Origin of the sequence: Streptomyces venezuelae (assembly GCF_008642275.1) — a bacterium.
In the GTDB taxonomy this organism is placed as follows: domain Bacteria; phylum Actinomycetota; class Actinomycetes; order Streptomycetales; family Streptomycetaceae; genus Streptomyces; species Streptomyces venezuelae_E.
This window is the reverse complement of the sequence record NZ_CP029189.1, coordinates 319736-343313: the sequence shown is the minus strand read 5'-3', so window position 1 is coordinate 343313 and position 23578 is coordinate 319736. Positions and strand designations below refer to the sequence as shown.

Sequence of the window (23578 nt, the reverse complement as noted above, 5' to 3'; positions counted from 1 at the left end):
ATCGCGTGCCGAAGCTGAATCAGATCATCGCAGTGGAAAAGGGCGTCAAGTCCAAGTCCCTCCAGGAGCTCACCCAGGCTCACCACGACGTCCAGAAGCCCGCCCTGCTGGCCGGAATCTCCCGGACCTACCAGCCCAAGGACGAGGAGGGCGAGCAGCTGCCGCCCGAGTCCACCCGGGTGCAGGTCAAGGCCGAGGACGTGCTGCGGGCGACGGCCGGAACCCTGACGCGGCTGTTCGACGTGACGGCCACCAAGGACTGGGCCAACCGCACCGCGGCCGCCGACGTCGTCGTGGACGGAACGGTCCTGCTGGCGCAGGTGCCCGTGCCGTACCTGCTCTTCCTGGAGAAGCAGCTCACCGACATGCACACCTTCGTCCGGAAGCTGCCGGTGCTGGACGCCTCCGAATCCTGGAACCTGGACCCGTCCACGGACTCCTGGAAGACCGACCCCGTGCGCACCATCCGTACCAAGAAGGTGCCGCGCAACCACGTGAAGGCCGAGGCCACCGAGAAGCACCCGGCGCAGGTCGAGGTCTACTACGAGGACGTTCCGGTCGGGTACTGGACGACCGTGAAGTTCTCCGGTGCCCTCCCTGCCCGGCGGGTCAACGAACTGATCGACCGCGTGGAGAAGCTCCAGCAGGCCGTCAAGTTCGCCCGCGAGGAGGCCAACAGCGCCGAGGTCACCGACCAGCGGGTCGGCGACGCGGTGTTCGGCTACCTGTTCCGGTAGCCCCGAAGACTCCCTCTGCATGTCTGCAGGGGGTGCGCGAGAGCGCAAGCTGAAACTGATGTTGAAGCTGAACTGGGGTGTCAGTTGGGGGTTCGAATCCCTCACCCGGCATCACGAGCCGGGTTGGCCCAAGTGGTAGAGGCGGCCCCGTTAATCTCAGATTCTCGCTCCAGTCTCAGTATTCGCCGCCGAACACCGGATCGACCGAGCGTGGACGATCATCGATGGATGGGGGTTCAAGTCCCCCCTGTGCCTCTCCTCGTGGCGCGGTAGTTCAAAGGTAGAACACGTCGATCTAAGAATGATCCGCGACTCTTAAACGTGCCGGTGTGCGCAATTGGGTGGCAAACAGGAGCCCGGGAGCTGGATATGCTCCCGGGCTCCGTCACGTTCCCGGCCCGGCCCGCGGCCCGCCCGCGGCGTCCCGGCCCGCTCAGGCCGGGACGGGTACGGACACGAACGTCCGGCCGGACTCGTTCTCGACGAGGATCGCCTTGACGTCCGCCGGGTCCACGGCCGCCGAACCGTCCAGCGCCGCGCCCTTGCCCCCGCCGTTCTCCTGGCCGCCCACGACCCAGCTCCCGGCGGTGGTGCGCGTACCGTTCCTGGAGACCACGACGAGCCTGCACCGCTCACCCTGCGGCACTCCGGTGACCGCCGCACGCACCCGCACCCACTTCGCTGCGGGCGTCATCTGTACCGTCATCCGCGCGCCCGAGACCTGATCGGTCCCGGAGAGCGTCCTGGTCCCGGCGGGCGGCGGCGAAGGGTTCGCCGTGGCCGTCGGAGCCGGCGGTACGGGCAGTGCCTGCGGATCCGGGTCGCCCGCACCCAGCTGTGTCCCTGCCCAGAACACGGCGGCCAGCGAGGCGGCCACCGCCAGGCCCGCGATGCCAGCCCGACGGCGCGAGTCACCGGCCCGCTCCCCGCGCATCTGCCGCAGGGTGCGCTGGAGCAGCAGGTCACCGCCCTGCGGTGGTCCGTCGAGGAACGCCTCGTCGGGCACCTCGCCCAGAGCCGCCTCCATCTCGCGCAACGCGGCCACCTCCTCCCGGCACTGCACGCATCCGCTCGTGTGTTCCTCGACCCGGCGGATCTCCACGGCGTCCAGGACACCGAGTACGTAGGGGCCGAGCAGTTCCTCCTCGTGCCTCTGCCGGTTCATGCCACCACCTCACGCAGTCCGGCGGGCTGCTGGGGCGGCCTGCCCGATCGCTTTCCTTCTCTGGAACCGATGTCCCTGAATCCGTCGCTCTTGAACACGTCGCGCAGCGCCTTGAGGGCGTAGTGCGAGCGAGATTTGACCGTACCCGCCGGGATGCCGAGGCTGTCGGCCGCCTCCGCGACGCTGAGCTGTCGGTAGTACAACTCCTTCAGGACGTCGCGGTGTTCCGGTGACAGCTGGTCGAGGGCCCCCAGGACCGTCATGCTGTCCACCACGGAATCGGCGTGGTCCGCCTCCACCGGAGGGGCGGACGAGGCCCCCGAGACCTCGGGCGGCCGGGCGGCCTTGGCCCGGTAGCGGTCGGTGATGATGTTGCGGGCCACCGTGAGCAGCCAGCCGCGCACCGAGCCCTTTCCGTTGACCAGCACCTCGGAGTGGCGCCAGGCCCGGATCAGCGTCTCCTGTACGACGTCCTCGGCGGCGGCACGGTCCCCGGTCAGCCGGGTGGCGTACGCGAGCAGGGCGTGACCGTGCTCCTCGTACACCGACTTGATCAGTGCCTCATCGGTCGAGCCCCGCCGAGTGCGGGGCCACAGTGGTCCGGCCATCTCACCCTCTCCGTCTTCCTCGCATATGTGGTGCGGTCGGAACACGCCACCGGGACGGATTCGGTTCACGTGACCTGCGTCACTCAGATCCGGCAGTCGCGGCCCTCGTTGATGCAGTCGACGACCGCGGCCATCTGACGGTCGGTCATCGCGTTCACGAACATGGCGTGATCGGTCTTCGGGCTGTGCCGCTGCTCGGGGAAGGAGTCGAGGGCCACCTTCAGTCCCGGAGGGATCTCGTAGGCCAGGGAGACGCGCAGTTCCGGTACCGGGAAGGTGTCCTTCGGGCAGACGCCGTTCGCGGCGGTGAACAACAGGTGCGAACGGTGCGTGACGCCGACGGTGTCGAGGCCGTTCCAGCAGCTGGGGAAGACCAGGGTGCGGGTGACGCGCTCGCCGGCGGGGCAGCGCGGGTAGCGGGTGGTGGCCCGGTCCGGCGAGCCCGAACACCCCCAGCGGGCGCGGACGTCGGCCTCGCTGCGGGCCGTGTACGCGACGGCGTCACCGGTCATCCCGCGCAGGAAGCGCGGCATCGGCACCACCTTGCTCACGGGGTTGCCGCGGAACTCCACCAGGACGGAGGTCTCCGGCACGATCTCGCCGACGTTCCCGTGCCCCGCCGCGTCCTCGTGCTCGCGCGTGCCTGGGCGGTCGGGGCGGCGCAGGACGGGCCAGTAGTACGTGGACCGGTCGCCGCCCGCGCAGCTGGTGGCGGCCGCGTCCAGCGAGGCCTCCGTGGACAGCGCGTTGGTGGAGAGGTTCCCCACGTAGGCGTGCGTGTGATGCGCGCCGCCCGGCAGACCCGGCGAGACCACCAGGTTGTCCTCGTTGTAGTGACCCTCCTCGTTGCGGCCGCAATCCACGACCACCGACCCGGCCGATCCCTCGGCCCCCGGGAGGGGAGCGGGCGGCGCTACGCGCGGGACGTCACGTATGTCCACGTAGTCGGACGCCGCCGGCCGCCCGTCCGCCCCGGCGCGCGGACCGACCGCACGTGACGCCCCCAGTACGGCCGCGATCAGCCCGCCGCCCAGGACCAGGCAGAGGGCGAGAGTGAGCAGCCGGTGTTCGTTCCACATGCCGGTCACGGTTGCCGGTGACGTCGCCGTCGTCAACCTGGCATCCGCATGGCGGTCGCGAGGCCGCGCATAGGCTCCTGTCATGAATGCGAACGAGAAGGCCGACGGCATGGGCACGGATCTCGAACAGCAGGGCTGGGGCGCCACGCGCGCCTGGGTGGAGAAGGGGTTACCCGGGGCCGAACGCATCGAGCGGGCCGTACGTCTGCGCGGTGGCTGGACGTCGGAGATGCGGCGTCTGGACCTCGGCGGCCCGGGCGGCCGGCGCTCGCTCGTCCTGCGGTCCTTCGTCAAGCCGTTCTACGCCCGGCACGCGGAGGGCCTGCTGACCCGTGAAGCGGCGATCCTGCGTCTGCTCGGCGACACGGACGTGCCCGCGGCCACGCCGGTGGCGGTGGACGCGACGGCGCAGTACTGCGACCACCCCTCCCTGCTGATGTCCCTGCTGCCGGGTACCGTGCGGGTGGACGACCAGGGCGCCGACGAGCGCGCCGCACTGCTGGCCCGCCAGCTCGTGCGGATCCATCAGCTGCCCGTCGCCGAGCGACACCGGCCCCGCACCTATCAGGCCTGGACCTCTCCCGAGCGCGTGACCCCGCCCGCGGACACCGGGCGGCCCGAGCTCTGGCAGCGGGCGGTCGACGTGATCCGCCGGGATCCGCCGGAGTACCGGGGCCGCTTCCTGCACCGGGACTTCCATCCCGGGAACGTCCTGTTCACCGGCGCGGACGCGGACCTGCGGATCAGCGGCGTCGTCGACTGGGTGGAAACCTCCTGGGGGCCCGCCGACCTGGACGTGGCGCACTGCTCGACGGCCCTCGCCCTGCTGCACGGGGTTCCCGCGGGGATGGGCTTCGCGGACCGCTACGCCGCTGCGGGAGGAACCCTGACCGAGGACCGCGCCGCCCACCTCTACTGGCGCCTCCTGGACGCCCTGGGCTTCGCTCCGGACGCCGAGAAGGTCGCCGTGCCCTGGCGCGAACTCGGCCGCACCGACCTGACGGCCCGCGTCCTGACGCAGCGACTGGAGGACTACGTCCACGCCCTCTTCGAGAGGTACGCCTGAACCGTCGTGTCCCGGCCGGCCTGCCGGCCGGGACACGGGCACTCAGTCGAGGGCGTCGGCCCGGAGGATCTCGGTGACGACGGCCTCCGCCTGCTCCGGGTTCTGCTCCAGCCAGGCACCGAGGTGCTCCCGCACGGCCTCCCCGACACACGCGCGCACCGGGGCGTTGTCCAGCTCCCCGCGGGTGGCGCCCACGAACTCGGGGCGGTCCAGCTTGACCGACACCACCGCCGTCAGGCCCTCGCCGACGCGGTCGGCGCCGAGGCCGGGCTCCGCCGCCGTCAGCAGCCCCCGCGCCCGCGCGTACGCGTCGAGCGCGGCCGCCACCCCGTCGCGCAGGCCCGCCTCGTGGGTGCCGCCGTAGGGGGTCGCCATGCTGTTGACGAAGCTCCGGACCTGCTCCTCGCGGGAGCCGCACCACCGCAGGGCCACCTCCATCGTCCCCGCCATCCGCGGGTCCTCCCGCTCGAAGCCGATGACGTCCGTCTGCACGACCGTCCCCGCCCGAGCCCGGATCGATGCGACGAAGTCCCGCACCCCGCCCGGGAACCGGAAACGCGCGGTCTGGGGGCCGCCCGGAGGGCGTTCGTCGGTCAGTGAGAGGTCCAGGCCCCGGTTGAGGAAGGCCAGTTCCTCGAAGCGCTCCGCCAGTACGGCGAACGAGCACTCCGTCGTCTCGAAGAGGGTGGCGTCGGGCCGGAAGGTGATGGAGGTCCCGCTTCCCGTCGCCGGACCCGTGGCGGCGGGCGGGGCGACGGCGACACCGCACGCGTACTCCTGGACCCAGCGGATGCCCTCGCGCCGCACCTCGGCCGTCAGCCGGCTGGAGAGGGCGTTGGTTACGGCGGGCGTAAGACCGAAGAGGCTCAAGGTCACGACTCGGCGGCTGCCGGGCCCCGCCCCGGCCGACAGATCGGTCAACAGCGCTTCGAGGCCGGGTCCGCCGGTGTCCTCGGCGGCCCCGAAGGGGATGCCCGGCCCGTTGTCGGCCACCCGTACGACGCCGTCGGCCATGAGGGTCACGTCGACGCGGCCGGCGCGGCCGCTCAGGGCTTCGTCCACCGCCCGGTCCGCGACCTCGAAGACCAGCTGGTGCAGGCCGCGTTCGCCGGTCGAGCCGACGTACATCCCGGGCCGCTTGCGGACCGCTTCGAGCCCCGTCAGCACCTGGATGTGGCTGGCGTCGTACTTGATCGCTTCGTCACTCATGAGGTCCCCTCCGATGGTGTCCGGCAGATCTCCACAGCCTAGGTGGATTCAAGGAAAACACCAGGTCAGGGTGGGTTTGGCGAGCGCCTGGGCGGGTCGGTACGCGGCTGCCCGGAGCCGGTCGGCCCCAGGGTGGGGCGCCGCGGCAAAAGCGCGTCCGGGGGCCCGCCGGGGCCGCGCACGACCCCGTTCCCGGCGGCCCCGAGGTGCCTGATTCCGGTGTGCGCCAGCCCGGCGTGAGGCGGATCCAGCTCCGCTCGTCGGCGCCGAACGGCATGAACCGTCACCGCCGGGGCCGACGTTGTCCGTGGGGCCGCTTGTCCGGCCGTGCGGCGACCGCGCACAGTGGGGCGTATGACATCAGAGCTGACACCCGCCGAGCTCCTGCACGCGTTCGCCCGCACCCGCGCCTCGCTCGACGGCGCCGAGGTCACCTACTGGTGGACCGGCGACGTCCACGCCTGGGCCCCCGGCGAGCCCTACCGGCGTCTCTTCGGCTTCGAAGGGCTCAACGTCGCCCGCCTGGTGGTGGACGAGGAGACCGGCGGCTACCAGCTCCTGTCCAGGGAGGCCGCGTTCTACCTCGACCCCGGGACCCGGGAGATCCTCGAGACCTGGCAGGACAAGCCCGTGATCCACGTCTGGAACGATCCGGCCAACCAGAAGTGGCGGCCCTTCCCGGTCCCCCTGACGGAACTGGACGACCAGGTCTGCTTCAGCCTGGAGATCCCGCTGGCCTACCCCTCGCCCCTGCCGGTCGCGCAGTACCCGGCCCACTCGGCCGACGACACCTACCGCGCCCTGGAGCTGTTCCAGTTCTTCGCGCCCGCCGCCACCCTGACCACGGACGCCGTGAGCGTCCCCGCCACGATGTCCTGGACCCGGATGTCTCCCTGGCTGCCCTGGATGGAACAGGGGCAGCGCCCCGGCGGCCTCACCTACCACTGCCGCGGCCGCAAGCTGGACTCGTACGCGCAGGTCCCGGAGCGCACCCGCGCGTACGTCGCCGAGCACCACCCCGAATTCGCCCACGCGCCGGAGAAGTGGAGCGAGCCGAACGAGACCAGCTGGACGTACTTCCGCAGGCTCTTCCCGCCGCGGTAGGGCCGGTTCCGCTCCTGCTCCCGGATTCGCGCGGCGACCGCGCGGATCTCGAACGTGCCTGGTCAGCGCCCCTGCCGAGGGACCCCCGGGGGGAGCCGCAGGGGCCGGACAAGGGTTTTCCCCGTATCGAGTTCATCCCCGTGTTGCCTACTGTCTGCCCACCGGCGATCTTCCCCTGACCCTACGGCACACACGCCAACCCCACATGGCGTGAAGGCCGCACGGTCGGGGGGAGAGCCGGGACCGCCGTTGCCCGGCCCCGCCGTTGCGGCTCGGGCGACGTGGCGCGCGGCGGAGGCCGGGGCGAGCTCGACCAACTCGCTCCCGGTCCCGCGGCCGTCGGAACCTCCCACACTGCACTGACCGGCCGCTCCGGCTTGCCCGGAAACGGCCCTCGAAGGGGAACACGTGCACGCTTCAAGACGTCGGCTCATATCCGTGGTGGCCATGTCCGTCACCCTGCTCGCCGGCTCCGCCACCGCCACCGCGTCGGTGGCCGCGGCCGTCGAGAACCCCGGCGCGGCACCGGCGGCGACGGCCGCCCCCACCGCTCCGGTCGAGAACCTCATCGTCGGATACAAGGCCTCGGCCACCGAGGCCAGCTCGAACACCGCGGCGGCGGACGACGCCAACGCCAAGGGCAAGAAGGCCGGCAAGAAGGCGAAGTTCGACCGCCGCCTCGGCACCGGCGCCGCCCTCGTCAACCTGGGTGGTGCGACCGCCCCGGCCGACGCGGCGAACGTCATGGCCCAGTTCCGCGCCGACCCGGACGTCGCCTACGTCGAGCCGGACACCCGCGCCTACGCCATGGCCGTCACCCCGAACGACACCGAGTACGCCAAGCAGTGGGACCTCTTCGAGCCCACCGCCGGCATGAACGTCCCCGGTGCCTGGGACAAGACCACCGGCTCCGGCGTCACCGTCGCCGTGATCGACACCGGCTACGTCGCCCACTCGGACGTCGCGCCGAACATCGTCTCCGGCTACGACTTCATCTCGACCTCCTCCGAGGCGCGCGACGGCAACGGCCGCGACAGCAACCCGGCCGACGAGGGCGACTGGAACGCCACCGACGGCGAGTGCGGTGTCGGCTCCAAGGCCAGCACCTCCTCCTGGCACGGCACCCACGTCGCGGGCACCATCGCCGCGGCCACCAACAACTCCAAGGGTGTCGCCGGCATCGCCTACGGCGCGAAGATCCAGCCCGTCCGCGTGCTCGGCAAGTGCGGCGGCGCCACCTCGGACATCGTCGACGCGATCACCTGGGCGTCCGGCGGCTCCGTCGCGGGCGTCCCGGCCAACGCCACCCCCGCCAAGGTCATCAACATGAGCCTCGGCGGCCCCGGTGCCTGCGGCACCAGCTACCAGAACGCCATCAACGCCGCCGTCGCCCGCGGCACGACCGTCGTGGTCGCCGCCGGCAACAGCAACGCCAACGCGTCCGGCTACTCGCCCGCCAGCTGCAACAACGTGATCAACGTGGCGTCGACGAACCGCGCCGGCGAGCGCTCGTACTACTCGAACTACGGCTCGATCATCGACATCGCCGCCCCGGGCGGTGAGACCCGCCGCGCCACCGACACGCCCGGCACCGTCACCACCCCCGAGAACGCGATCCTCTCCACCCTGAACGCCGGCACCACCACCCCCGGTGCCGAGTCCTACAAGCCCTACCAGGGCACCAGCATGGCCGCCCCGCACATCGCGGGCCTGGCCGCCCTGCTGAAGTCGGCGAACACCTCGCTGACCCCGGCCCAGATCGAGTCGGCGATCAAGACCAACGCCCGCCCGCTGCCCGGCACCTGCACCGGTGGCTGCGGCGCCGGCCTCGCCGACGCCGCCGCGACCGTCGCCGCCGTGACCTCGACCCCGCCCACCTCGGGTCGCGAGAACACCACGGACTACGCCATCGCGGACAACAGCACCGTGGAGAGCCCGATCACCGTCACCGGTGTCACCGGCAACGCCCCGGCCACCCTCAAGGTCGGCGTGAACATCGTCCACAGCTACATCGGTGACCTCAAGGTCGACCTGGTCGCCCCGGACGGCAGCGTCTACACCCTGCACAACCGCTCCGGCGGCAGCACCGCGAACATCAACCAGGTCTACACCGTGAACGCCTCCTCCGAGGTCGCGAACGGCACCTGGAAGCTGCGGGTCAACGACAACGCCGGCGGCGACACCGGCAAGATCGACTCCTGGAACCTGACCTTCTGACCAGGGGCCAACTCGGCCTGACGGTCAGATAGTACGGACCAAGCCAAACCCGCGGACCTGCCGATACACCTCGTATCGGCAGGTCCGACGGGTTTTCCCGGGACGTGACTGATTTCTGCGTCACAATCCGTGGTCGCCCGCCACTCGACCTCGTATTGTCGCCTCTCACAGGAAGGGCACAGGAGCTGGGGATCGAGAGGCTGGTGGCTGTGCGTGGTGGCGGCGACGGGGCACGCTGACACAAGTGTCGGACACGGAGAACTGATCAAGGCGGTCGACCGCGCGCTGACCGCGCACGGCCGGGCGCTCCTGACCGGACCCGCCGGCGCCGGCAAGACCGAGGTGGTGCGCGCCGTCACGGCCGCGGCCGAGTCGCGCCGCGAGACCGTGCTGTGCCTCGCCCCCGAGGCCGCCGACCAATGGATACCCGAGGCCTCCGCCGCCGCCCTCCTCGCCTCCGTACCCGGCGGCGCCCTGGAACGGCTCTCCGGCCCCCAGCGCACCGCCATCGCCCTCCTGCGCCGCGAGGCCGACGCCCCCCGGGCCGGCCGCGACCACATCGCCCTGCGCCTCGCCGTGGTCGAGGTGCTGCGGACGCTCGCCGAACGCGACCCCGTCCTCCTCGTCCTGGACAACGCCCAGTGGCTCGACGCCGAGAGCACCGACCTGCTCCGCTTCGCCCTGCGCCTCACCCCGCCCCGCGTGCGGGTCCTGGTCGCCGAATGCGTCCAGGGCGGGGTCCCGGTGGGCGAACCCCTCTGCGGCCCCGGCGTCCCCGCCATCCGGGTACCCCCGCTGGGCGCCGACGAGGTCGCCGAACTCCTGGTCCGCCACGGCCTCCCGGCCCGCCTGGCCGGCCGGATCCACCAGGCCAGCGGCGGCAACCCGCGCCTCGCCCTCGCCCTCGGCCACTCCCTCGCCGAAGCCGCCGAGGCCCGCGACAGCAGCGCCCACCACGCCGACGCCCTGCCCGTCTCCGGACAGGCCCGGGAGGTGGCCCGCCGGCTCCTCGCCGCCGCCCCCGCCCAGGCCCGCCGCACCCTGCTGCTCGCCGCCCTCGCCACCCGCCCCACCATCTCCCTGCTGCGCCGCGCCGGCCGCCCCGACGCCGAGGCCGAGCTGGCGGAGGCGGAACGGGCCGCGCTGGTCAGGGTGGGCGAGGACGGTTCCGTGGAGTTCACGGCCGGCGCCCTGCCCACCGCCCTCGCCGCCGACGCGGGCTGGCCCGAACGCGCCGCCGGACACGCGGCCCTGGCCGCCGCCGTCGACGATCCCGTCCAGGCCGTACGCCACCGCGCGCTGGCCGTGGACACCCCCGACCAGTGGCTCGCCGAGGAGATCACCGAGGCCGCCGCCGCCTGCCGCCGCCGGGGACAGCGCGCCCTCGCCGCCGAACTGGGCCTGCTCGCCGCCGAACGCACGCCGTCCTGGCTGGCCGGCGAGGAACTGGCCCGCCTGGTCGCCGCCGCCGAGGACGCGGGCTGGTCCGGCCGCGCCGATCTCGCCCGCCGCGCCACCGGGGCGGTGCTGGCCCGCGACGCCTCGCCCGCCGACCGGGTACGGGCCCGGCTCGCCGTGATCGACGCGGCCGGGCAGGCCCTGGGCGCCCTCGACGAGACCATCGCGTACGCCATGGACGAGGCCGCCGGCGACCCCTCGCTCCAGGCGGCCGTCCAGCTGCGGATCGCCTGGAAGCACAACCTCAGCGACGGTGACCCGGTCCGCTCCCGCGACGCCGCCGCCCGCGCCGGGGCGCTCGCCGCACTCGGCGGCGACCAGGTCGCCGAGGCCATGGCCCTGACCGTACGGGCCCGGATGGGCCGCATCCTCGGCGACCCGGGAGCCGAGGCGATCCTGGCCGAGGCCCTCGCCCTGCCCGCGCCCGAGGTGCCGCTCGGCATGCGCAACGCGCCCCAGTACCTCGCCGTCCGGCACGCCCTCTTCGACGACGGCCTCGACGACGCCCGCCGTCAGCTGATGGTCCTGCTGCCCGCCGTCCAGCGCACCGGCTCCGCCGAGGACGTCTTCGAGGTCCTGCGCAGCCTCACCGAGGTCGAACTGCGCAGCGGCCGGTGCGAGGCCGCCTCCGCGCACGCCCGCCGGGCCCTGGAGCTCACGATCGACGCGGGCCTCTCGCCCGGCCCCGCCTGGTACGTCGCCGCGATGGCGGAGGCCATGGGCGGCAGCTTCGCCCGGGCCGCGGGTTACGCCCGGCGCGGCATCCAGGCCTCGCAGGAGGAACAGGACCAGGTCTTCCTCTCCCGCAGCCTGCACGCGCTCGGCCTGGTCGAACTCGCCACGGGAGAGGCGGCGAAGGCCGTCGCCACCCTGCGCCGGGTCGCCGAGCTGGAGGCAGCCCAGCAGGTGGTGGACCCCTCGATCCTGCGCTGGCACGGAGAGCTCGCCGAGGCCCTGATCGCCGCCGACGCGCCCGAGGAGGCGGCCCGGCTGCTGTCCTCCGTCCGCACGGTCGCCGTCGGGCTCGGCCGTACCGGGGTCGTCGCGGCCCTCGACCGGGCCCGCGGCCTGTGCCTGTCCGCGCAGGGCGACGCCGACGCGGCCGTGCACCTGCTGGAGGCCACGGCCCAGCGCTTCGACGCCCTCCGGCTGCCGCTCGAACGCGGCCGTACGCTGCTCGCCCTGGCCCGGGTGGAGCGCCGCAGGCGCCGGCGGGCACCGGCTCGTGCGGCACTGCGGGCCGCTGCCGAGGTCTTCGACCGCGCCGGCGCCGCCCCCTGGACGGAGCTCGCCAGGGAACCGGCCCCCGGCGACGGCGCCGGGGTGCGGGTACCGGCGGCCGCGTCCTTGACCGAGGCCGAGACCCGGCTCGCGCTGCTGGTCAGCCAGGGCGCCAGCAACCAGGAGGCCGCGGCGAAGCTGTTCCTCAGCGTCAAGACCGTCGAGGCCCGGCTGACCCGTATCTACCAGAAGCTCGACGTCCGCTCACGGGCCCAGCTGGCCACCGCGCTGCGCACGCGGTGACCGCCGGGGCGCCGCCGCTCAGCAGCCGAGGTTGTTGCCCGGGGTCACCCCGAGCAGCTGGGTGAAGCTCTGGTACTTCGAGATGCGGCTCTGGACCTGGGCGGGGTTGCCGCCGTTGCACTCCAGGGAGCCGTTGATCGAGCGGATGGTCTCGCCGAAGCCCGCGCCGTTCACCATGGCGGCATGGGCGGTCATCGTGCCCGGGCCGTTCTGGGTGTTCCAGTACCAGAGCGCCGTCTTCATGGCGACGGCCGGATCCTGCTCCACGAGGTACGGGTTGGCGAGCAGGTTGATGCCGAGGGCGTCACCGGCCGCCTTGTAGTTGAAGTTCCAGCTGAGCTGGATGGGCCCGCGGCCGTAGTAGGCGGCCTGTCCCGCGGGACAGCCGTACGGCTGGCTCGCGTCGCAGTAGTGGGGGTAGTTGGCGGTGTTCTGCTCCACGATGTACACGAGTCCGCCCGTCTCGTGGGAGACGTTCGCGAGGAAGGCCGCGGCCTCGCGCCGCTTCGTGGTGTCGTCGCCGGTCCTGGCGAACCCGGGGTAGGCGGACAGCGCCGAGACCAGCCCGTTGTAGGTGTAGAAGGGGTTCCGGTTCGGGAACATCTGGTTGAACTGGGCCTCGGAGACGACGAATCCGCCGGGGTTGCCCGGGTCGGGGTCCGTGCCCCCGCCGCCGCAGGCGCCCTGGTCCGACCAGACGCCCCACTGGCCGGTGGTGCCGGGCGTCTCGCCCTGGGTCCACCACTTCGCCTGCCAGTTGTGGCCGCCGTACGAGGCGCTCATGCCGCCCGTGTAGACGGCGGAGGAGGCCCAGGCGCCGGCGCAGGGGGTGGCGGCGACGGCGGTCGAGGAGGGGAGGGTGAGGGCGAGGCCGGCCGTGACGGCCGCGGCGGCGGTGAGCGCGAGGGCGCGGAGGCGAAGCGCACGTATCACGTAACTGCTCCTTCAGTGGGGGGACTTGCCGTGGGGGAACGGTGCCCACTGAAGCGAAAATGGTCTGAACCTGTCAAGGTCTAGACCAAATGAAACGCGCCGGTGTCACACGTGACGCGTGACACCGGCGCGGAATCGAGCCGATCAGCTGCCCGCGGAGAGGTTCCCGGAGAGGACCGGGATGTTGCTGGCGATGTGCGAGAGCGCCTCGTCCCCCTTGGCCTGGGTGGAGTTCTCGGCGCACTGCTGGTTCTGCGGGTTCGACAGGACGTTGACGTCCTGGACTCCCACGTTGGCGATGAGCGCGAGCACGGACTGGGCGTTGACCTTCGCCGGCAGGCCGACGCAGAGCTTGTTGAGCGAGCCCTGGATGGCACCGAGCTGCGGGCTCATCTTGCCGTGGGTCTCCTGGTTGCCGTAGATCTGGGCCGAGCCGTTGCCGTTGACGGTGTTGACGCCGTTGTCGTTGCCGATCGCCATCGCCGGGGAGGCGACTGCGGCACCCGCGCCGAGCACGGCGGCGGTGGCGGCTGCGGTGGCCATGAACTTCTTGAGCATGTGGGGATCCTTCTGGTTCGCACTGTCGCGTGTGACGGCTGCCCTCGGCGGGGCGTGCTGATCAACTGTCGACGGCGTGCGGGGTTATCCCGACTCACCCGAAAGGCCCAATGCCGATCGAGCCACCCCCGGCCACGGCGGCGGGGGCGAGCTCCTCGGATCCGAGGGTCAGCCGCTCTTGCGGCGGACCTTCTTGTTCTTGCCGCTCGCGGCGCTGCTGGAGCCCTGGACCTTGGCCCGGTTCTGGTGGGCCTGCTGGGAGTGGGCGTTCGCGGCGTTGCGCTCCAGGGCCTCCCGGAACTTGCGCTTGGCCGCCTCGGCCGGGGACTCGTCCTGCGGGGTGTCGGTTTCGTCAGCCATCTGTTGTCCTCCTGGGGTGATCAAGCGGTTTCAGTCTGTCAGGTGGCGTCGGCGCTGACCAGCGAGTTCCTCGCCTCCCCAAGGGCTGCTTGGGGAGGTCATAAGATTTGGTTATGAGGCCATAAAGGGACACCGGGTGCCGGGTTAGGTTTGCCTTCGTTTAGGGTTCCCCTTGATCCACCTTGCCGTCGCTCGAAGGGAACCCCTGCCATGCCTCGCCCTCTGCGGGTAGCAATCGTCGGTGCCGGCCCCGCCGGTATCTACGCCGCCGACGCGCTGCTGAAGTCCGAGGCAGCCGTCGAGCCCGGTGTGTCCATCGACCTCTTCGAGCGGATGCCCGCTCCCTTCGGCCTGATCCGGTACGGCGTGGCCCCCGACCACCCCCGGATCAAGGGCATCATCACCGCCCTTCACCAGGTGCTCGACAAGCCGCAGGTGCGCCTCTTCGGGAACGTCGACTACCCGAACGACATCAGCCTCGACGAGCTGCGGTCCTTCTACGACGCCGTGATCTTCTCGACCGGCGCCACGGCCGACCGCGCGCTGAACATCCCGGGCGTCGAGCTCGACGGCTCCTACGGCGCCGCAGACTTCGTCTCCTGGTACGACGGCCACCCCGACGTCCCGCGCACCTGGCCGCTGGACGCGGAGAAGGTCGCCGTGCTCGGTGTCGGCAACGTCGCCCTCGACGTCGCACGCATCCTCGCGAAGACGGCCGACGAACTGCTGCCGACCGAGATCCCGGCGAACGTCTACGACGGGCTCAAGGCGAACAAGGCCCTGGAGGTGCACGTCTTCGGCCGCCGCGGTCCGGCGCAGGCCAAGTTCAGCCCCATGGAGCTCCGGGAGCTGGACCACTCGCCCAACATCGAGGTCATCGTCAACCCCGAGGACATCGACTACGACGAGGGCTCCATAGCCACCCGCCGGGCCAACAAGCAGGCCGACATGGTCGCCAAGACCCTGGAGAACTGGGCGATCCGCGACATCGGCGAGCGCCCGCACAAGCTGTTCCTGCACTTCTTCGAGTCGCCCTCCGAGATCCTCGGCGAGGACGGCAAGGTGGTCGGCCTGCGCACCGAGCGCACGGAGCTCGACGGCACGGGCAACGTCAAGGGCACGGGCAACTTCACCGACTGGGACATCCAGTCCGTCTACCGTGCCGTCGGCTACCTCTCCGACGAGCTGCCCAAGCTCCCCTGGGACGTCGACTCCGGTACGGTCCCGGACGAGGGTGGACGGGTGATCGAGGCCGGTGAGCACCTGCAGTCGACGTACGTCACCGGATGGATCCGGCGCGGTCCGGTCGGCCTGATCGGCCACACCAAGGGCGACGCGAACGAGACCGTCGCGAACCTGCTCGCCGACCACGCGGAGGGCCGCCTGGGCGAGCCGGCCGCCCCGGCGCCCGAGGCCGTCGAGACCTTCCTCGGCGAGCGCGGCGTCCGCTACACGACGTGGGAGGGCTGGTACAAGCTCGACGCGGCGGAGAAGGCCCTCGGCGAGCCCCAGGGCCGCGAGCGGGTGAAGATCGTCGAGCGTGAGGGCATGCTCGACGCGAGCGGAGCGTAACGCGACAGGGCCGGGACCCGGACGGGGTCCCGGCCCTGCGTACGCGCGGGCGGCGCGGCGCGGCCTACGCGCCCCGGTCGCGCTCCAGTACGCCCCGTACGAAGGCCGCCTGCCCGGCGTGCTGCAGATCGTCCTCCAGCACGCTGACCAGGCGGACCCCGAGGGTGACCGGCGGATCCCAGCGTTCGTCGACCACCCGGTCCAGGTCGGCGGCGGCGAGCCCGTGGACGAACCGCGTGGTCCGCTCGTGCACCGCGTCGAAGTACGCCAGCAGCAGCTCGCCCGAGTCGACCCGCACGGTGTAGACGTCCCGTGGTGTGTGCCCGTATCCGGTCGACCCGGCGGGCAGGGGCAGTGCGAACCGGTCCGACCAGCCCTCGGAGTCCCAGACCTGCTCGGTGCCGGCCGCGTCCGCGATGTGGTCGTCCTGGACGCGGGTCAGGTGCCAGATGAGCCAGGTGACCGAGTTCGCCGCCGGGTCCACGCGCGCGTTGAGGAGCTCCGGCGGGACCCCTTCCACGACCTCGTGCACGATCTCCCGGATGCGTCCGAAACCGTCGGCGATGACCTCCGTAGCCTTCATGCACCCACCATGCAAGGCCCGGGGGCCCGACCGCCGCGAGCGACACGCGGTGGCCGGGCCCCCGGGCCGGGGGTCGGGTGACGGGGCGGACCGCCGGTCAGCCGGTGACGCCGGCCTTCTCGGCCTCGTCCGCCTTCTTCGCCCCGTCTGCCGTCCCGGCCGCCGCCACGGTGCCCTGCCCGTGCCGCAGGCCGATCCAGCTGATGACCGCGACCAGGGCGAAGGCCACGGCTCCGATGCCGAAGGTGAGGGTGAACCCGGACTCGGCGGGAAGCGGGGGGACCCCCGCCGGCAGGTGCTCGATGGTCTTGGACGCCAGGATCGTGGTGACGACGGCACTGCCGATCGCACTGCCCGTGGAGCGGGAGATCGAGTTGATGCCGTTGGCGATGCCGCTCTGGTGGTGCGGGACGCTGGACATGATCACGGCGGGCATGGCGGCGTAGCCGAAGCTGACGGCCGCACCGACGACGAGGCCGGCGCCGATCACCGAGAAGCTGTGCTGGTGGTCCAGGACCAGCCAGGCGAAGCCGGCCGCGCCGAGGGCCGCGGCCAGGGCCAGTGCCGTACGCGGACCCCGGTGGCGCACGATCTGGCCGCCCACGGGCGAGGCGAGCAGCGAGACGATGGCGCCGGGCAGCAGGAACTGCACGGAGGCGCGCAGGATGGACGCGTCGAAGCCGTAGCCGGTGAGGGCCTCGGGCATCTGGACGAGGTACGAGACGCCCAGGAAGTTCGCGAACATGCCGAAGCCGACGAGGACGCCGGCCAGGTTGGCCATGAGCACGGGGCGGTGGACGAACATCTTCATGTCGACGAGCGGCTCGCTCACCTTGCGCTCGACGAGCACCCAGACGGCGGCCATGACGGCGGCGCCGGCGAAGCTGCCCAGCGTCCGGGCGGAGCCCCAGCCCCACTCGTGGCCCTGGGAGATCGGCAGCAGGAGCAGCAGCAGCGCGATGCCGAGGGTCAGCGCGCCGAGGAAGTCGGTACGGCCGCCGGTCTTGTGGCGGGTCGCGGGGACCAGGAACACCACGGCGAGCAGGGCGAGCAGCGCGAAGCCGGTCGCCATCCAGAAGGCGTTGCGGTAGTCGGCGCCGGAGCCGGAGGTGAGCAGGCCGGTCGCGACGAGCGCGAGCCCGCTGCCGAACGCGAGCGTGCCGCTGACCAGGGCCATCGCACCCGGCAGCTTCTGCGGCCGGACCTCTTCGCGCAGGACCGAGAGGGCCAGCGGGAAGATCGCGGTGGCGGCTCCCTGGAGCACCCGGCCCAGGATCAGCAGCGGCAGCGAGGAGGCCAGTGCGGCGATGACGGAGCCGGCGACCATGACGCCGAGCACGGCGACGAGGGTGGGCTTCTTGCCGTGCTGGTCGCCGAAGCGGCCCAGCAGCGGGGTGAAGACGGCGGCCGACAGCAGGGTGGCGGTGGTCACCCAGCTCACGTTGGCCGTGGTGGTGCCGAGGTCCTCGCGGATGAGGCCGAGGATCGGGACCGGCAGGGTCTGCATCATCGAGACGACCATGGCGGCCAGGCTCAGGGCGAAGACGATGACCGTCTCGTTCCGGTGCCCGGAGGCCGGGGCGGCGGGGGAGGGGGTGCTCATGGCTGGGGTGAACCTTCTTCGTGTTTCGGAGCTGAAGAGCTTCGGAACGCAGATGTTTGACCTTCTCAAGTAACTCGACCGACGGTAGACGTCGATAGTTAAGGTGGTCAAGTAAACAATTGATAATGTGAAGCATCCTGAGTACGCTCCAGGTATGAGCGACACCGCCACGCAGACCCCCACCAAGCTCCAGCTGCTGGAGCTGCTCGCCGCCATCGGCACCGCCCAATGGCGCGAGTTCGCGGCCGCCGCGGCCCAGCACGGCCTGACCTCCACCCAGGCCCGGGTCCTCGCCCAGCTCGACGGCCCCGTGCCCATGCGCGGCCTCGCCACCCTGCTGGTCTGCGACGCCTCCAACGTGACCGGCATCGTCGACCGGCTGGAGGCCCGCGAGCTGGTGCGCCGGGAGCCGGACCCCGCCGACCGGCGCGTCAAGAACGTCGTCGCGACGGACGCCGGCCGCGAGGTCATCCGCCGTGTGCGCGAGGAGATGCAGGCCATGCACGGTGCGCTGGACACCCTCGACGAGGCCGAGAGCGCGACGCTCTACGCCCTGCTGGGCCGCCTGCGCCCCTCGATGGAGAAGGCCTGATCGCCATGGACGCCCCGAGCGGCAGCGGGACGAGGATCCTGCGGGCGGCCGACCGGACCGCCACCGTCTGGAAGAACGGCGGGGGAGTCACCCGTGAGATCGCGGCCTGGCCCGAGGGCGCCGGAATGGACGACTTCGGCTGGCGCGCGAGCCTGGCCGAGGTCGCCGCCGACGGGCCGTTCTCCGCCTTCCCCGGCATCGGCCGCACCCTCACCCTCGCCGAGGGCGCGGGCATGGACCTCACGGTGGCGGGTGTGCGCCGGCTCGTGGACGAGCGGTACGCGCCGCAGGACTTCCCCGGGGACGCGCCGACCGACTGCCGGCTGCTCGACGGCCCCGTCGTGAACTTCAACGTGATGTACCGCAGGGACGCGGTGGAGGCGCAGACCGCCGTCGTGCGGGGCGCGCTCGGCCTCACGGTCCCCCCGGGCGACACCCTGCTGGTGACCGCCCTGGACGGGCCGGCGGTCCTCGAACACCCCGGTGGCCGCACGGAGCTACTCCCGTACGACGCGGCCCTGCTGACGGGCCCTCGCGACTGCCATGTCCGTACGACGGGCCGCACGGCGGTCGTCCGCTTCGCGCGGGTCTCGGCCGAGTCCTCGGCCCCGGATCCGCTCCCGGAAGGGACGGCCTGAGGACGGACGCGTGCGGAACGTAGCCGGTGGCGGCCCGCGGGCCGGTTCGACGACCTCGTAGCCGATCGGGGTCGTGGACCTGCGAGGGTGTCCTTCATGGATTCCGAGCCCCGCACCGATCCCGCCCGCCACCACGACGCGGGCGGATGGTTAGCTCGGTTCGCCGGTCGGATGCTGGTGGTCTGTCCGCGATGCGAGGGCCGCGCCCTGGTGATCCCCCGGCCCGACCTCTGCGCACCCGAACACCTCGCGTCCCCGTTCCACGCGCGGCGTCTGGCGTGTGGAGGCTGCGGCGCCGTCGCCGACTGGAACCCCGGCGGGCGGGCCCGGCTGGTCGGCACGGTGCTGGGGGGCAGCGAGGATCCGTACTTCCGACGGCCGCTGTGGCTGCAGACCCGGTGCGCCGGTCACATCCTGTGGGCCTACAACGAGGATCACGTCGACGAGCTCTCCGCGTACGTCGGAGCGCGACTGCGCGAGCGAGGCGGAGTGCGGCCGACGATGGCGATGTTCGCCCGGCTGCCGGTGTGGATGAAGAGGTCGGACCGTCGCACGGAGGTGCTGGCCGGCCTCGACACGTTGCGGGAGCTGGCGAAAAGGACGGCACCCGCCGACCGCTCCGACGCCGCGTACGGACGTGGTGACCGCTCACGCGCGCACCGCCGTCTGTACGTCCGGGGCGGCCCCCACGACTAGCGGGTCCCGGTGCGGGTGCCCAGCTTGATCCACTTCGCGGTGCTGGGCACGCCCTTCGCGTCGAGCAGGAAGAGCATGTAGTAGCCGGGCGGGGCGTCGGCCGCGCTCGGCGGCGTACGGAGTCCGATCGCGGAGCCGTGGACGCCGGTGATCCGCAGGTCCAGGTGGCGCTGACTGGTGTTCACCGAGTGGGTGACGGTGGTCGGCGCCAGCAGCACGGCCCGCCTGACGTCCTTCGCGGTCGAGCTCGTGACCTGGAAGGCCGTGTCGTGGCCGAGGTCGCCCGCCGGGGCCCGGTCGAGCGCCGGCCGGGCGCCCCGGTGCAGGTAGGCGGGCTCGTAGAGCTCGATGCTGCCGTCCATCCCGTCCCTGATGTCGGGATCGTTGGCGATCTGCTGGAGCTCGTCGCCGGTGACCATCACCCGGCCGTCCGGCAGGACCAGGGCGTTGGAGTGGTAGCCGCGGGGCAGCCGCTGGGCCGGGCCCAACGTCCAGTGGCCGTGGAGGTCGCGCAGTTCGATCTGCCGGTACTTCGGATCGGCCTTCGGGTTGAAGGGTCCGTTGCCGTAGTCGCGGGTGTCCAGGGCGCCGTTGACGGTGATCAGGGTCCCGTCGGGCAGGATCAGGGTCCCGTCCTGCGTGCGGCCGAAGGCCCGCGGCTCCTCGATGCTCCATCGGCCGCCGGACAGCCTGTACGTGAGCGGGTCGCGCGGGTCGCCGCCCAGCACCAGGACGGAGTCCGGGCCCCGGAAACCGTCCGGCAGCGGCACGGCCGAACCGTAGCCCCGGAAGTCGGCGGGCCGCCGGGGCAGGTCGGTGCGGGTGTCCTTGACGGGGTCGAACAGCCACTGCTGGTCGGCGTCGCGGCCGAGGCCGTAGATCTTCCCGTCGCGCAGCGAGAAGAGGTGTGGGTAGTCGTTGCGGAAGGGGGCCGGGGACCGCAGCCGCTCCGCGGGCACGTTCGCCGGGATGTCGTACGAACGCCAGGGCACCGGCCGCCCGAGCGCGGGGAAGCGTTCCACCACCGGGGTGGGGGTTCCCGTACCGCGCTCGGACTGGCCGGACATGATGATCTGCCGGCCGTCCGGCCCGGTCACCACCGACGGATACCAGCGGCCCACGGCCATGTCGCGGTTGCGGAACCACTTCTCGGTCCACGGGTCGAAGACGAAGGACAGCTTCGCGCCGCTGCCGCCCTTGCCGCCGACGTTGCCGCCGAACACCCCCACCATTCCGTTGGGGAGGTACGAGTGGCCGGCGCAGAAGAACGGCGCCGGGCGGGGTGCGTAGGCGCCGTCCGGCATCAGCACCACCGGCGGCGGCACGTTCGTGAAGGCCCGGGCTCCGGTCCCCCTGGCCGGGTCCCACAGGTAGGCGCGGCCCGCGTTGGTCCGGCCCACCGTGTTGGTGGGGCCGGTCTCCTTGGTGGGATCGGCCTCCACGCGTTCGAAGGAGAAGAGCAGCACCTTGCCGGTCGGCAGCTGGGCCACATGCACGCCGAAGTCGGGGGAGGGGAAGAACTCGGTGAAGCGGCCGAACCGGGCCGCGTCGAACTTCGCGTTGCCGTTGCGCTGCGACGCCTCCAGCGCGGCCAGGCTCGACGTGCGCTTCGCCTGCGGATACCCCTGTTCGCCCTTGGCCGCCTCCCGCAGGCGCGCGTGCGCGCGGGCGTGCTCCTCGCCGAGCACCCCGGCCTCGTCGCCCGTGTGGCGGACCGAGGCGAGGGCAGTGGCGGGTCCGGGCAGGGCGACGGCCAGGGCGACGAGTACGGCGCCGGCGACAGCCGGCGCCGACAGGGCCGCGAAGCGTGGTCGTGGTGCGCGGGACGGGCGTGGTGCGCGGGACATGGAACTCCTCGGCACGGGAGGGGGCGATCGGCCTGCGGGGCCTCGCCGATATTAGGAAGATTCGGCAGGTGCGGCCGGTGCGACGCGGGGCCCGGTGCCGGCTGGGGCCATTCAGTGGAGTGATTTCGGTAGATTTATCGTTTCTGCGGTGATGGGCTGCGGCCATCGAGGTGAGACCGCGTGCCCGTCGGCCGGCCGGCGCCGCCGCGGACCGCTATCCATGGCGGTGTGATCAAGTCCTTCCGCACCGGATTCACCGCAGCCGCCGTGACCGCGACGCTGGTCGCGCTCACCCCCGCCGCCGGGGCCTCGCCCTCGGCGCCCTCGGCCCCCACCGACCAGGTGACCGTGGACGTCGCCTCCGTGAACGGATCGGGCTGCCGTCCCGGCAGTGCCGCCGTCGCCGTGTCGCCCGACAACTCGGCCTTCACCGTCACCTACAGCGAATACCTGGCCCAGGCCGGCGGCGGTGTTCCCGTCGTCGAAGGCCGCAAGAACTGCCTCCTCTCCCTCGACGTCCACGTCCCCCAGGGGTACACGTACGCCGTGGCCAAGGTCGACTACCGCGGTTTCGGCAGCCTCGCGCCGGGCGCGGTCGGCACGCAGAAGGCCAGCTACTACTTCCAGGGCATGAGCCAGACCGCGTACCGGACCCACAAGTTCAACGGAGAGCTCGTCGACAACTGGCAGGCGACCGACACCACGGGCATCGAGGCCCTGGTCTGGGCCCCCTGCGGCGAGCAGCGCAACTTCAACATCAACACCGAACTGCGCGCGGAGGTCGGCACCTCGGACGCGTCGCAGACCAGCTTCATGGCGCTCGACTCGACGGATGGCAGCATCAACAGCGTGTACCACTTCTCCTGGAAGCAGTGTCCGGTCCGGCACTGACCCGGGAGCGTTCGTTCCCGTTCGCGGGGGTCCGCCGTCCGGCGGGCCCCCGCGGTGTGCCGGGGGCCGGCTCAGGCCGACGCGCGCCGCACCAGTGCCGTGGCGGTGATCACCGGTTCGGGCGCGGTCCGCCGGACGTCCGCACCGCCGTTCAGCCGGCGCATCAGCAGCCGGGCCATCAGGCGGCCCATGCCCTCGATGTCCTGGCGTACGGTCGTCAGCGGCGGGTCGGCGCTCTCCGCCACCGGTTCGGCGTCGTCGAAGCCGACCAGCGCCACGTCCCCGGGCACCGTCCGGCCGCTCTCCCGCAGCACGCGCAGGGCACCGGTCGCCATCAGGTCGTTTCCGGCGAAGACGGCGTCGATCCCGGCGTCCCGGTCCAGCAGTTCCGCCATCGCGCGGGCCCCGCCCGCCGGGGTGAAGTCCCCTTCGGCGAACAGCTCCGGGCCGGCGGCCGCCAGGGCTTCCCGGTAGCCGCTCAGCCGGTCGGCCGCCGAGGTCTGGTCGAGCGGCCCGGCGATGTGCGCGATCCGCCTGCGGCCCTGCGCCAGCAGGTAGCGGACGGCCTCCCGTGCACCCCCGCGGTTGTCGGCGTCGACATAGGCCACGCCCTCCTCCTCCCCGGGTCCCGTGGTCCAGCCGGGTCGGCCGCCGTAGACCGTGGGCATGCCGATGCGGCGGGTGATGGCGGGCAGCGGGTCGTCGGTGTGCAGGGAGAAGGCGAGGGCCCCGTCGACATGGCCGCCCGCCAGGTAGCGCTCGATCCGCTCGTAGTCGCCGCGGTCCTCGACCAGGAGCAGGACGAGCTGGGTGTCGTGCGCGGTCAGTTCCTTGGCGATGCCGCGGACCTGGCGCGAGAAGAACGGGTCCGAGAAGATCCGGATCTCCGGCTCGGCGATGATCACCGCGACGGCCCCGGTGCGCCGGGTCACCAGGGTGCGGGCGGCGGGGTTGGGAACGTACCCCAGCACGCGGATCGCCGTACGCACCCGGTCCACCAGATGCGCGCGGACCCCGTCGCCGCCGTTGACCACGCGGGACGCGGTGGCCCTGGACACCCCGGCATGCGCCGCGACGGCCTCCAGGGTGGGGCGGCTGTCGGGACGCGGCTCGGTCACGGATGCTCCTCCACGGTGTC

At 72.2% G+C, this 23578-nt stretch carries 21 protein-coding genes; 10 read left to right on the top strand and 11 right to left on the bottom strand.

Annotated elements, in window-relative coordinates; all coding sequences use genetic code 11:
• The first annotated feature begins 5 nt into the window (after positions 1-5).
• Positions 6-737 carry a hypothetical protein gene (locus tag DEJ51_RS01480; protein WP_150255562.1) on the top strand — a complete coding sequence of 244 codons (732 nt, stop codon included), beginning with the start codon at positions 6-8 and terminating at the stop codon, positions 735-737.
• A 433-nt stretch (positions 738-1170) separates the two neighbouring features.
• Here the strand turns inward: DEJ51_RS01480 and DEJ51_RS01475 are convergent, their stop codons facing one another.
• The 3 genes from DEJ51_RS01475 to DEJ51_RS01465 all read right to left on the bottom strand — a co-directional run bounded on the left by DEJ51_RS01475 (position 1171) and on the right by DEJ51_RS01465 (position 3589).
• Positions 1171-1902: an anti-sigma factor family protein gene (locus DEJ51_RS01475; protein ID WP_150255560.1), complete on the bottom strand. Its 732-nt coding sequence runs from the start codon at positions 1900-1902 to the stop codon at positions 1171-1173.
• A complete protein-coding gene (locus tag DEJ51_RS01470) occupies positions 1899-2510 on the bottom strand; it encodes a sigma-70 family RNA polymerase sigma factor (protein ID WP_030725819.1) in 612 nt (203 codons plus the stop codon). The genes DEJ51_RS01475 and DEJ51_RS01470 overlap by 4 nt, the downstream gene beginning before the upstream one ends.
• Positions 2511-2593: 83 nt before the next feature.
• Complete coding sequence (locus tag DEJ51_RS01465) at positions 2594-3589, bottom strand: DUF1996 domain-containing protein (protein ID WP_150255558.1); 996 nt, start codon at positions 3587-3589, stop codon at positions 2594-2596.
• Positions 3590-3671: 82 nt separating this feature from the next.
• Here DEJ51_RS01465 and DEJ51_RS01460 point away from each other — a divergent pair, with 82 nt between their 5' ends.
• Complete coding sequence (locus DEJ51_RS01460; RefSeq protein WP_150255556.1) at positions 3672-4655, top strand: phosphotransferase family protein; 984 nt, start codon at positions 3672-3674, stop codon at positions 4653-4655.
• A 42-nt stretch (positions 4656-4697) separates the two neighbouring features.
• On the opposite strand, the gene DEJ51_RS01455 is transcribed toward DEJ51_RS01460, so the two are convergent.
• Positions 4698-5864: an ATP-binding protein gene (locus DEJ51_RS01455; RefSeq protein ID WP_150255555.1), complete on the bottom strand. Its 1167-nt coding sequence runs from the start codon at positions 5862-5864 to the stop codon at positions 4698-4700.
• 354 nt (positions 5865-6218) lie between these two features.
• On the opposite strand from DEJ51_RS01455, the gene DEJ51_RS01450 reads away from it, so the two are divergent.
• From DEJ51_RS01450 to DEJ51_RS01440, 3 genes are all read left to right on the top strand, one after another.
• Positions 6219-6968 carry a DUF1838 family protein gene (locus tag DEJ51_RS01450; protein WP_150255553.1) on the top strand — a complete coding sequence of 250 codons (750 nt, stop codon included), beginning with the start codon at positions 6219-6221 and terminating at the stop codon, positions 6966-6968.
• 447 nt (positions 6969-7415) lie between these two features.
• On the top strand, positions 7416-9185 hold the full coding sequence (locus tag DEJ51_RS01445; protein ID WP_150261625.1) for a S8 family peptidase: 1770 nt from the start codon (positions 7416-7418) through the stop codon (positions 9183-9185).
• A gap of 213 nt (positions 9186-9398) precedes the next feature.
• Positions 9399-12167, top strand: coding sequence for a helix-turn-helix transcriptional regulator (locus tag DEJ51_RS01440; RefSeq protein WP_223835614.1), 2769 nt, complete (start codon positions 9399-9401; stop codon positions 12165-12167).
• An 18-nt stretch (positions 12168-12185) separates the two neighbouring features.
• Here the strand turns inward: DEJ51_RS01440 and DEJ51_RS01435 are convergent, their stop codons facing one another.
• The 3 genes from DEJ51_RS01435 to DEJ51_RS01425 all read right to left on the bottom strand — a co-directional run bounded on the left by DEJ51_RS01435 (position 12186) and on the right by DEJ51_RS01425 (position 14018).
• Positions 12186-13100: a glycoside hydrolase family 19 protein gene (locus tag DEJ51_RS01435; RefSeq protein WP_150255551.1), complete on the bottom strand. Its 915-nt coding sequence runs from the start codon at positions 13098-13100 to the stop codon at positions 12186-12188.
• Between the two features lie 144 nt (positions 13101-13244).
• Complete coding sequence (locus tag DEJ51_RS01430; RefSeq protein ID WP_150255549.1) at positions 13245-13658, bottom strand: rodlin; 414 nt, start codon at positions 13656-13658, stop codon at positions 13245-13247.
• 168 nt (positions 13659-13826) lie between these two features.
• Positions 13827-14018: a DUF5302 domain-containing protein gene (locus DEJ51_RS01425; protein WP_150255547.1), complete on the bottom strand. Its 192-nt coding sequence runs from the start codon at positions 14016-14018 to the stop codon at positions 13827-13829.
• 210 nt (positions 14019-14228) lie between these two features.
• Here DEJ51_RS01425 and DEJ51_RS01420 point away from each other — a divergent pair, with 210 nt between their 5' ends.
• A complete protein-coding gene (locus DEJ51_RS01420; RefSeq protein ID WP_150255545.1) occupies positions 14229-15590 on the top strand; it encodes an FAD-dependent oxidoreductase in 1362 nt (453 codons plus the stop codon).
• A gap of 64 nt (positions 15591-15654) precedes the next feature.
• On the opposite strand, the gene DEJ51_RS01415 is transcribed toward DEJ51_RS01420, so the two are convergent.
• The gene (locus DEJ51_RS01415) at positions 15655-16173 is read right to left on the bottom strand and encodes a mycothiol transferase (protein WP_150255543.1); all 519 of its coding nucleotides are present in this window, start codon (positions 16171-16173) and stop codon (positions 15655-15657) included.
• Positions 16174-16270: 97 nt separating this feature from the next.
• Positions 16271-17776, bottom strand: a complete 1506-nt coding sequence (locus DEJ51_RS01410; RefSeq protein ID WP_150255541.1) for an MFS transporter — start codon at positions 17774-17776, stop codon at positions 16271-16273.
• A gap of 154 nt (positions 17777-17930) precedes the next feature.
• Between DEJ51_RS01410 and DEJ51_RS01405 the strand changes: the two genes are divergently transcribed.
• The 3 genes from DEJ51_RS01405 to DEJ51_RS01395 all read left to right on the top strand — a co-directional run bounded on the left by DEJ51_RS01405 (position 17931) and on the right by DEJ51_RS01395 (position 19702).
• Positions 17931-18368 (top strand): MarR family winged helix-turn-helix transcriptional regulator, encoded by a 438-nt coding sequence (locus DEJ51_RS01405; protein WP_033225812.1) that lies wholly within the window; start codon positions 17931-17933, stop codon positions 18366-18368.
• A 5-nt stretch (positions 18369-18373) separates the two neighbouring features.
• Complete coding sequence (locus DEJ51_RS01400; RefSeq protein WP_150255540.1) at positions 18374-19006, top strand: HutD family protein; 633 nt, start codon at positions 18374-18376, stop codon at positions 19004-19006.
• 96 nt (positions 19007-19102) lie between these two features.
• Positions 19103-19702 (top strand): hypothetical protein, encoded by a 600-nt coding sequence (locus tag DEJ51_RS01395; RefSeq protein ID WP_150255538.1) that lies wholly within the window; start codon positions 19103-19105, stop codon positions 19700-19702.
• Here the strand turns inward: DEJ51_RS01395 and DEJ51_RS01390 are convergent.
• Positions 19699-21549, bottom strand: coding sequence for a glyoxal oxidase (locus DEJ51_RS01390; protein ID WP_150255536.1), 1851 nt, complete (start codon positions 21547-21549; stop codon positions 19699-19701). The two genes, DEJ51_RS01395 and DEJ51_RS01390, sit on opposite strands and share 4 nt — an antisense overlap.
• A 228-nt stretch (positions 21550-21777) precedes the next feature.
• Between DEJ51_RS01390 and DEJ51_RS01385 the strand changes: the two genes are divergently transcribed.
• Positions 21778-22440: a DUF4360 domain-containing protein gene (locus DEJ51_RS01385; protein WP_411757276.1), complete on the top strand. Its 663-nt coding sequence runs from the start codon at positions 21778-21780 to the stop codon at positions 22438-22440.
• A 71-nt stretch (positions 22441-22511) separates the two neighbouring features.
• Here DEJ51_RS01385 and DEJ51_RS01380 read toward each other — a convergent pair whose 3' ends face one another.
• Positions 22512-23558: a LacI family DNA-binding transcriptional regulator gene (locus tag DEJ51_RS01380; RefSeq protein WP_150255535.1), complete on the bottom strand. Its 1047-nt coding sequence runs from the start codon at positions 23556-23558 to the stop codon at positions 22512-22514.
• Positions 23559-23578: the final 20 nt, after the last annotated feature.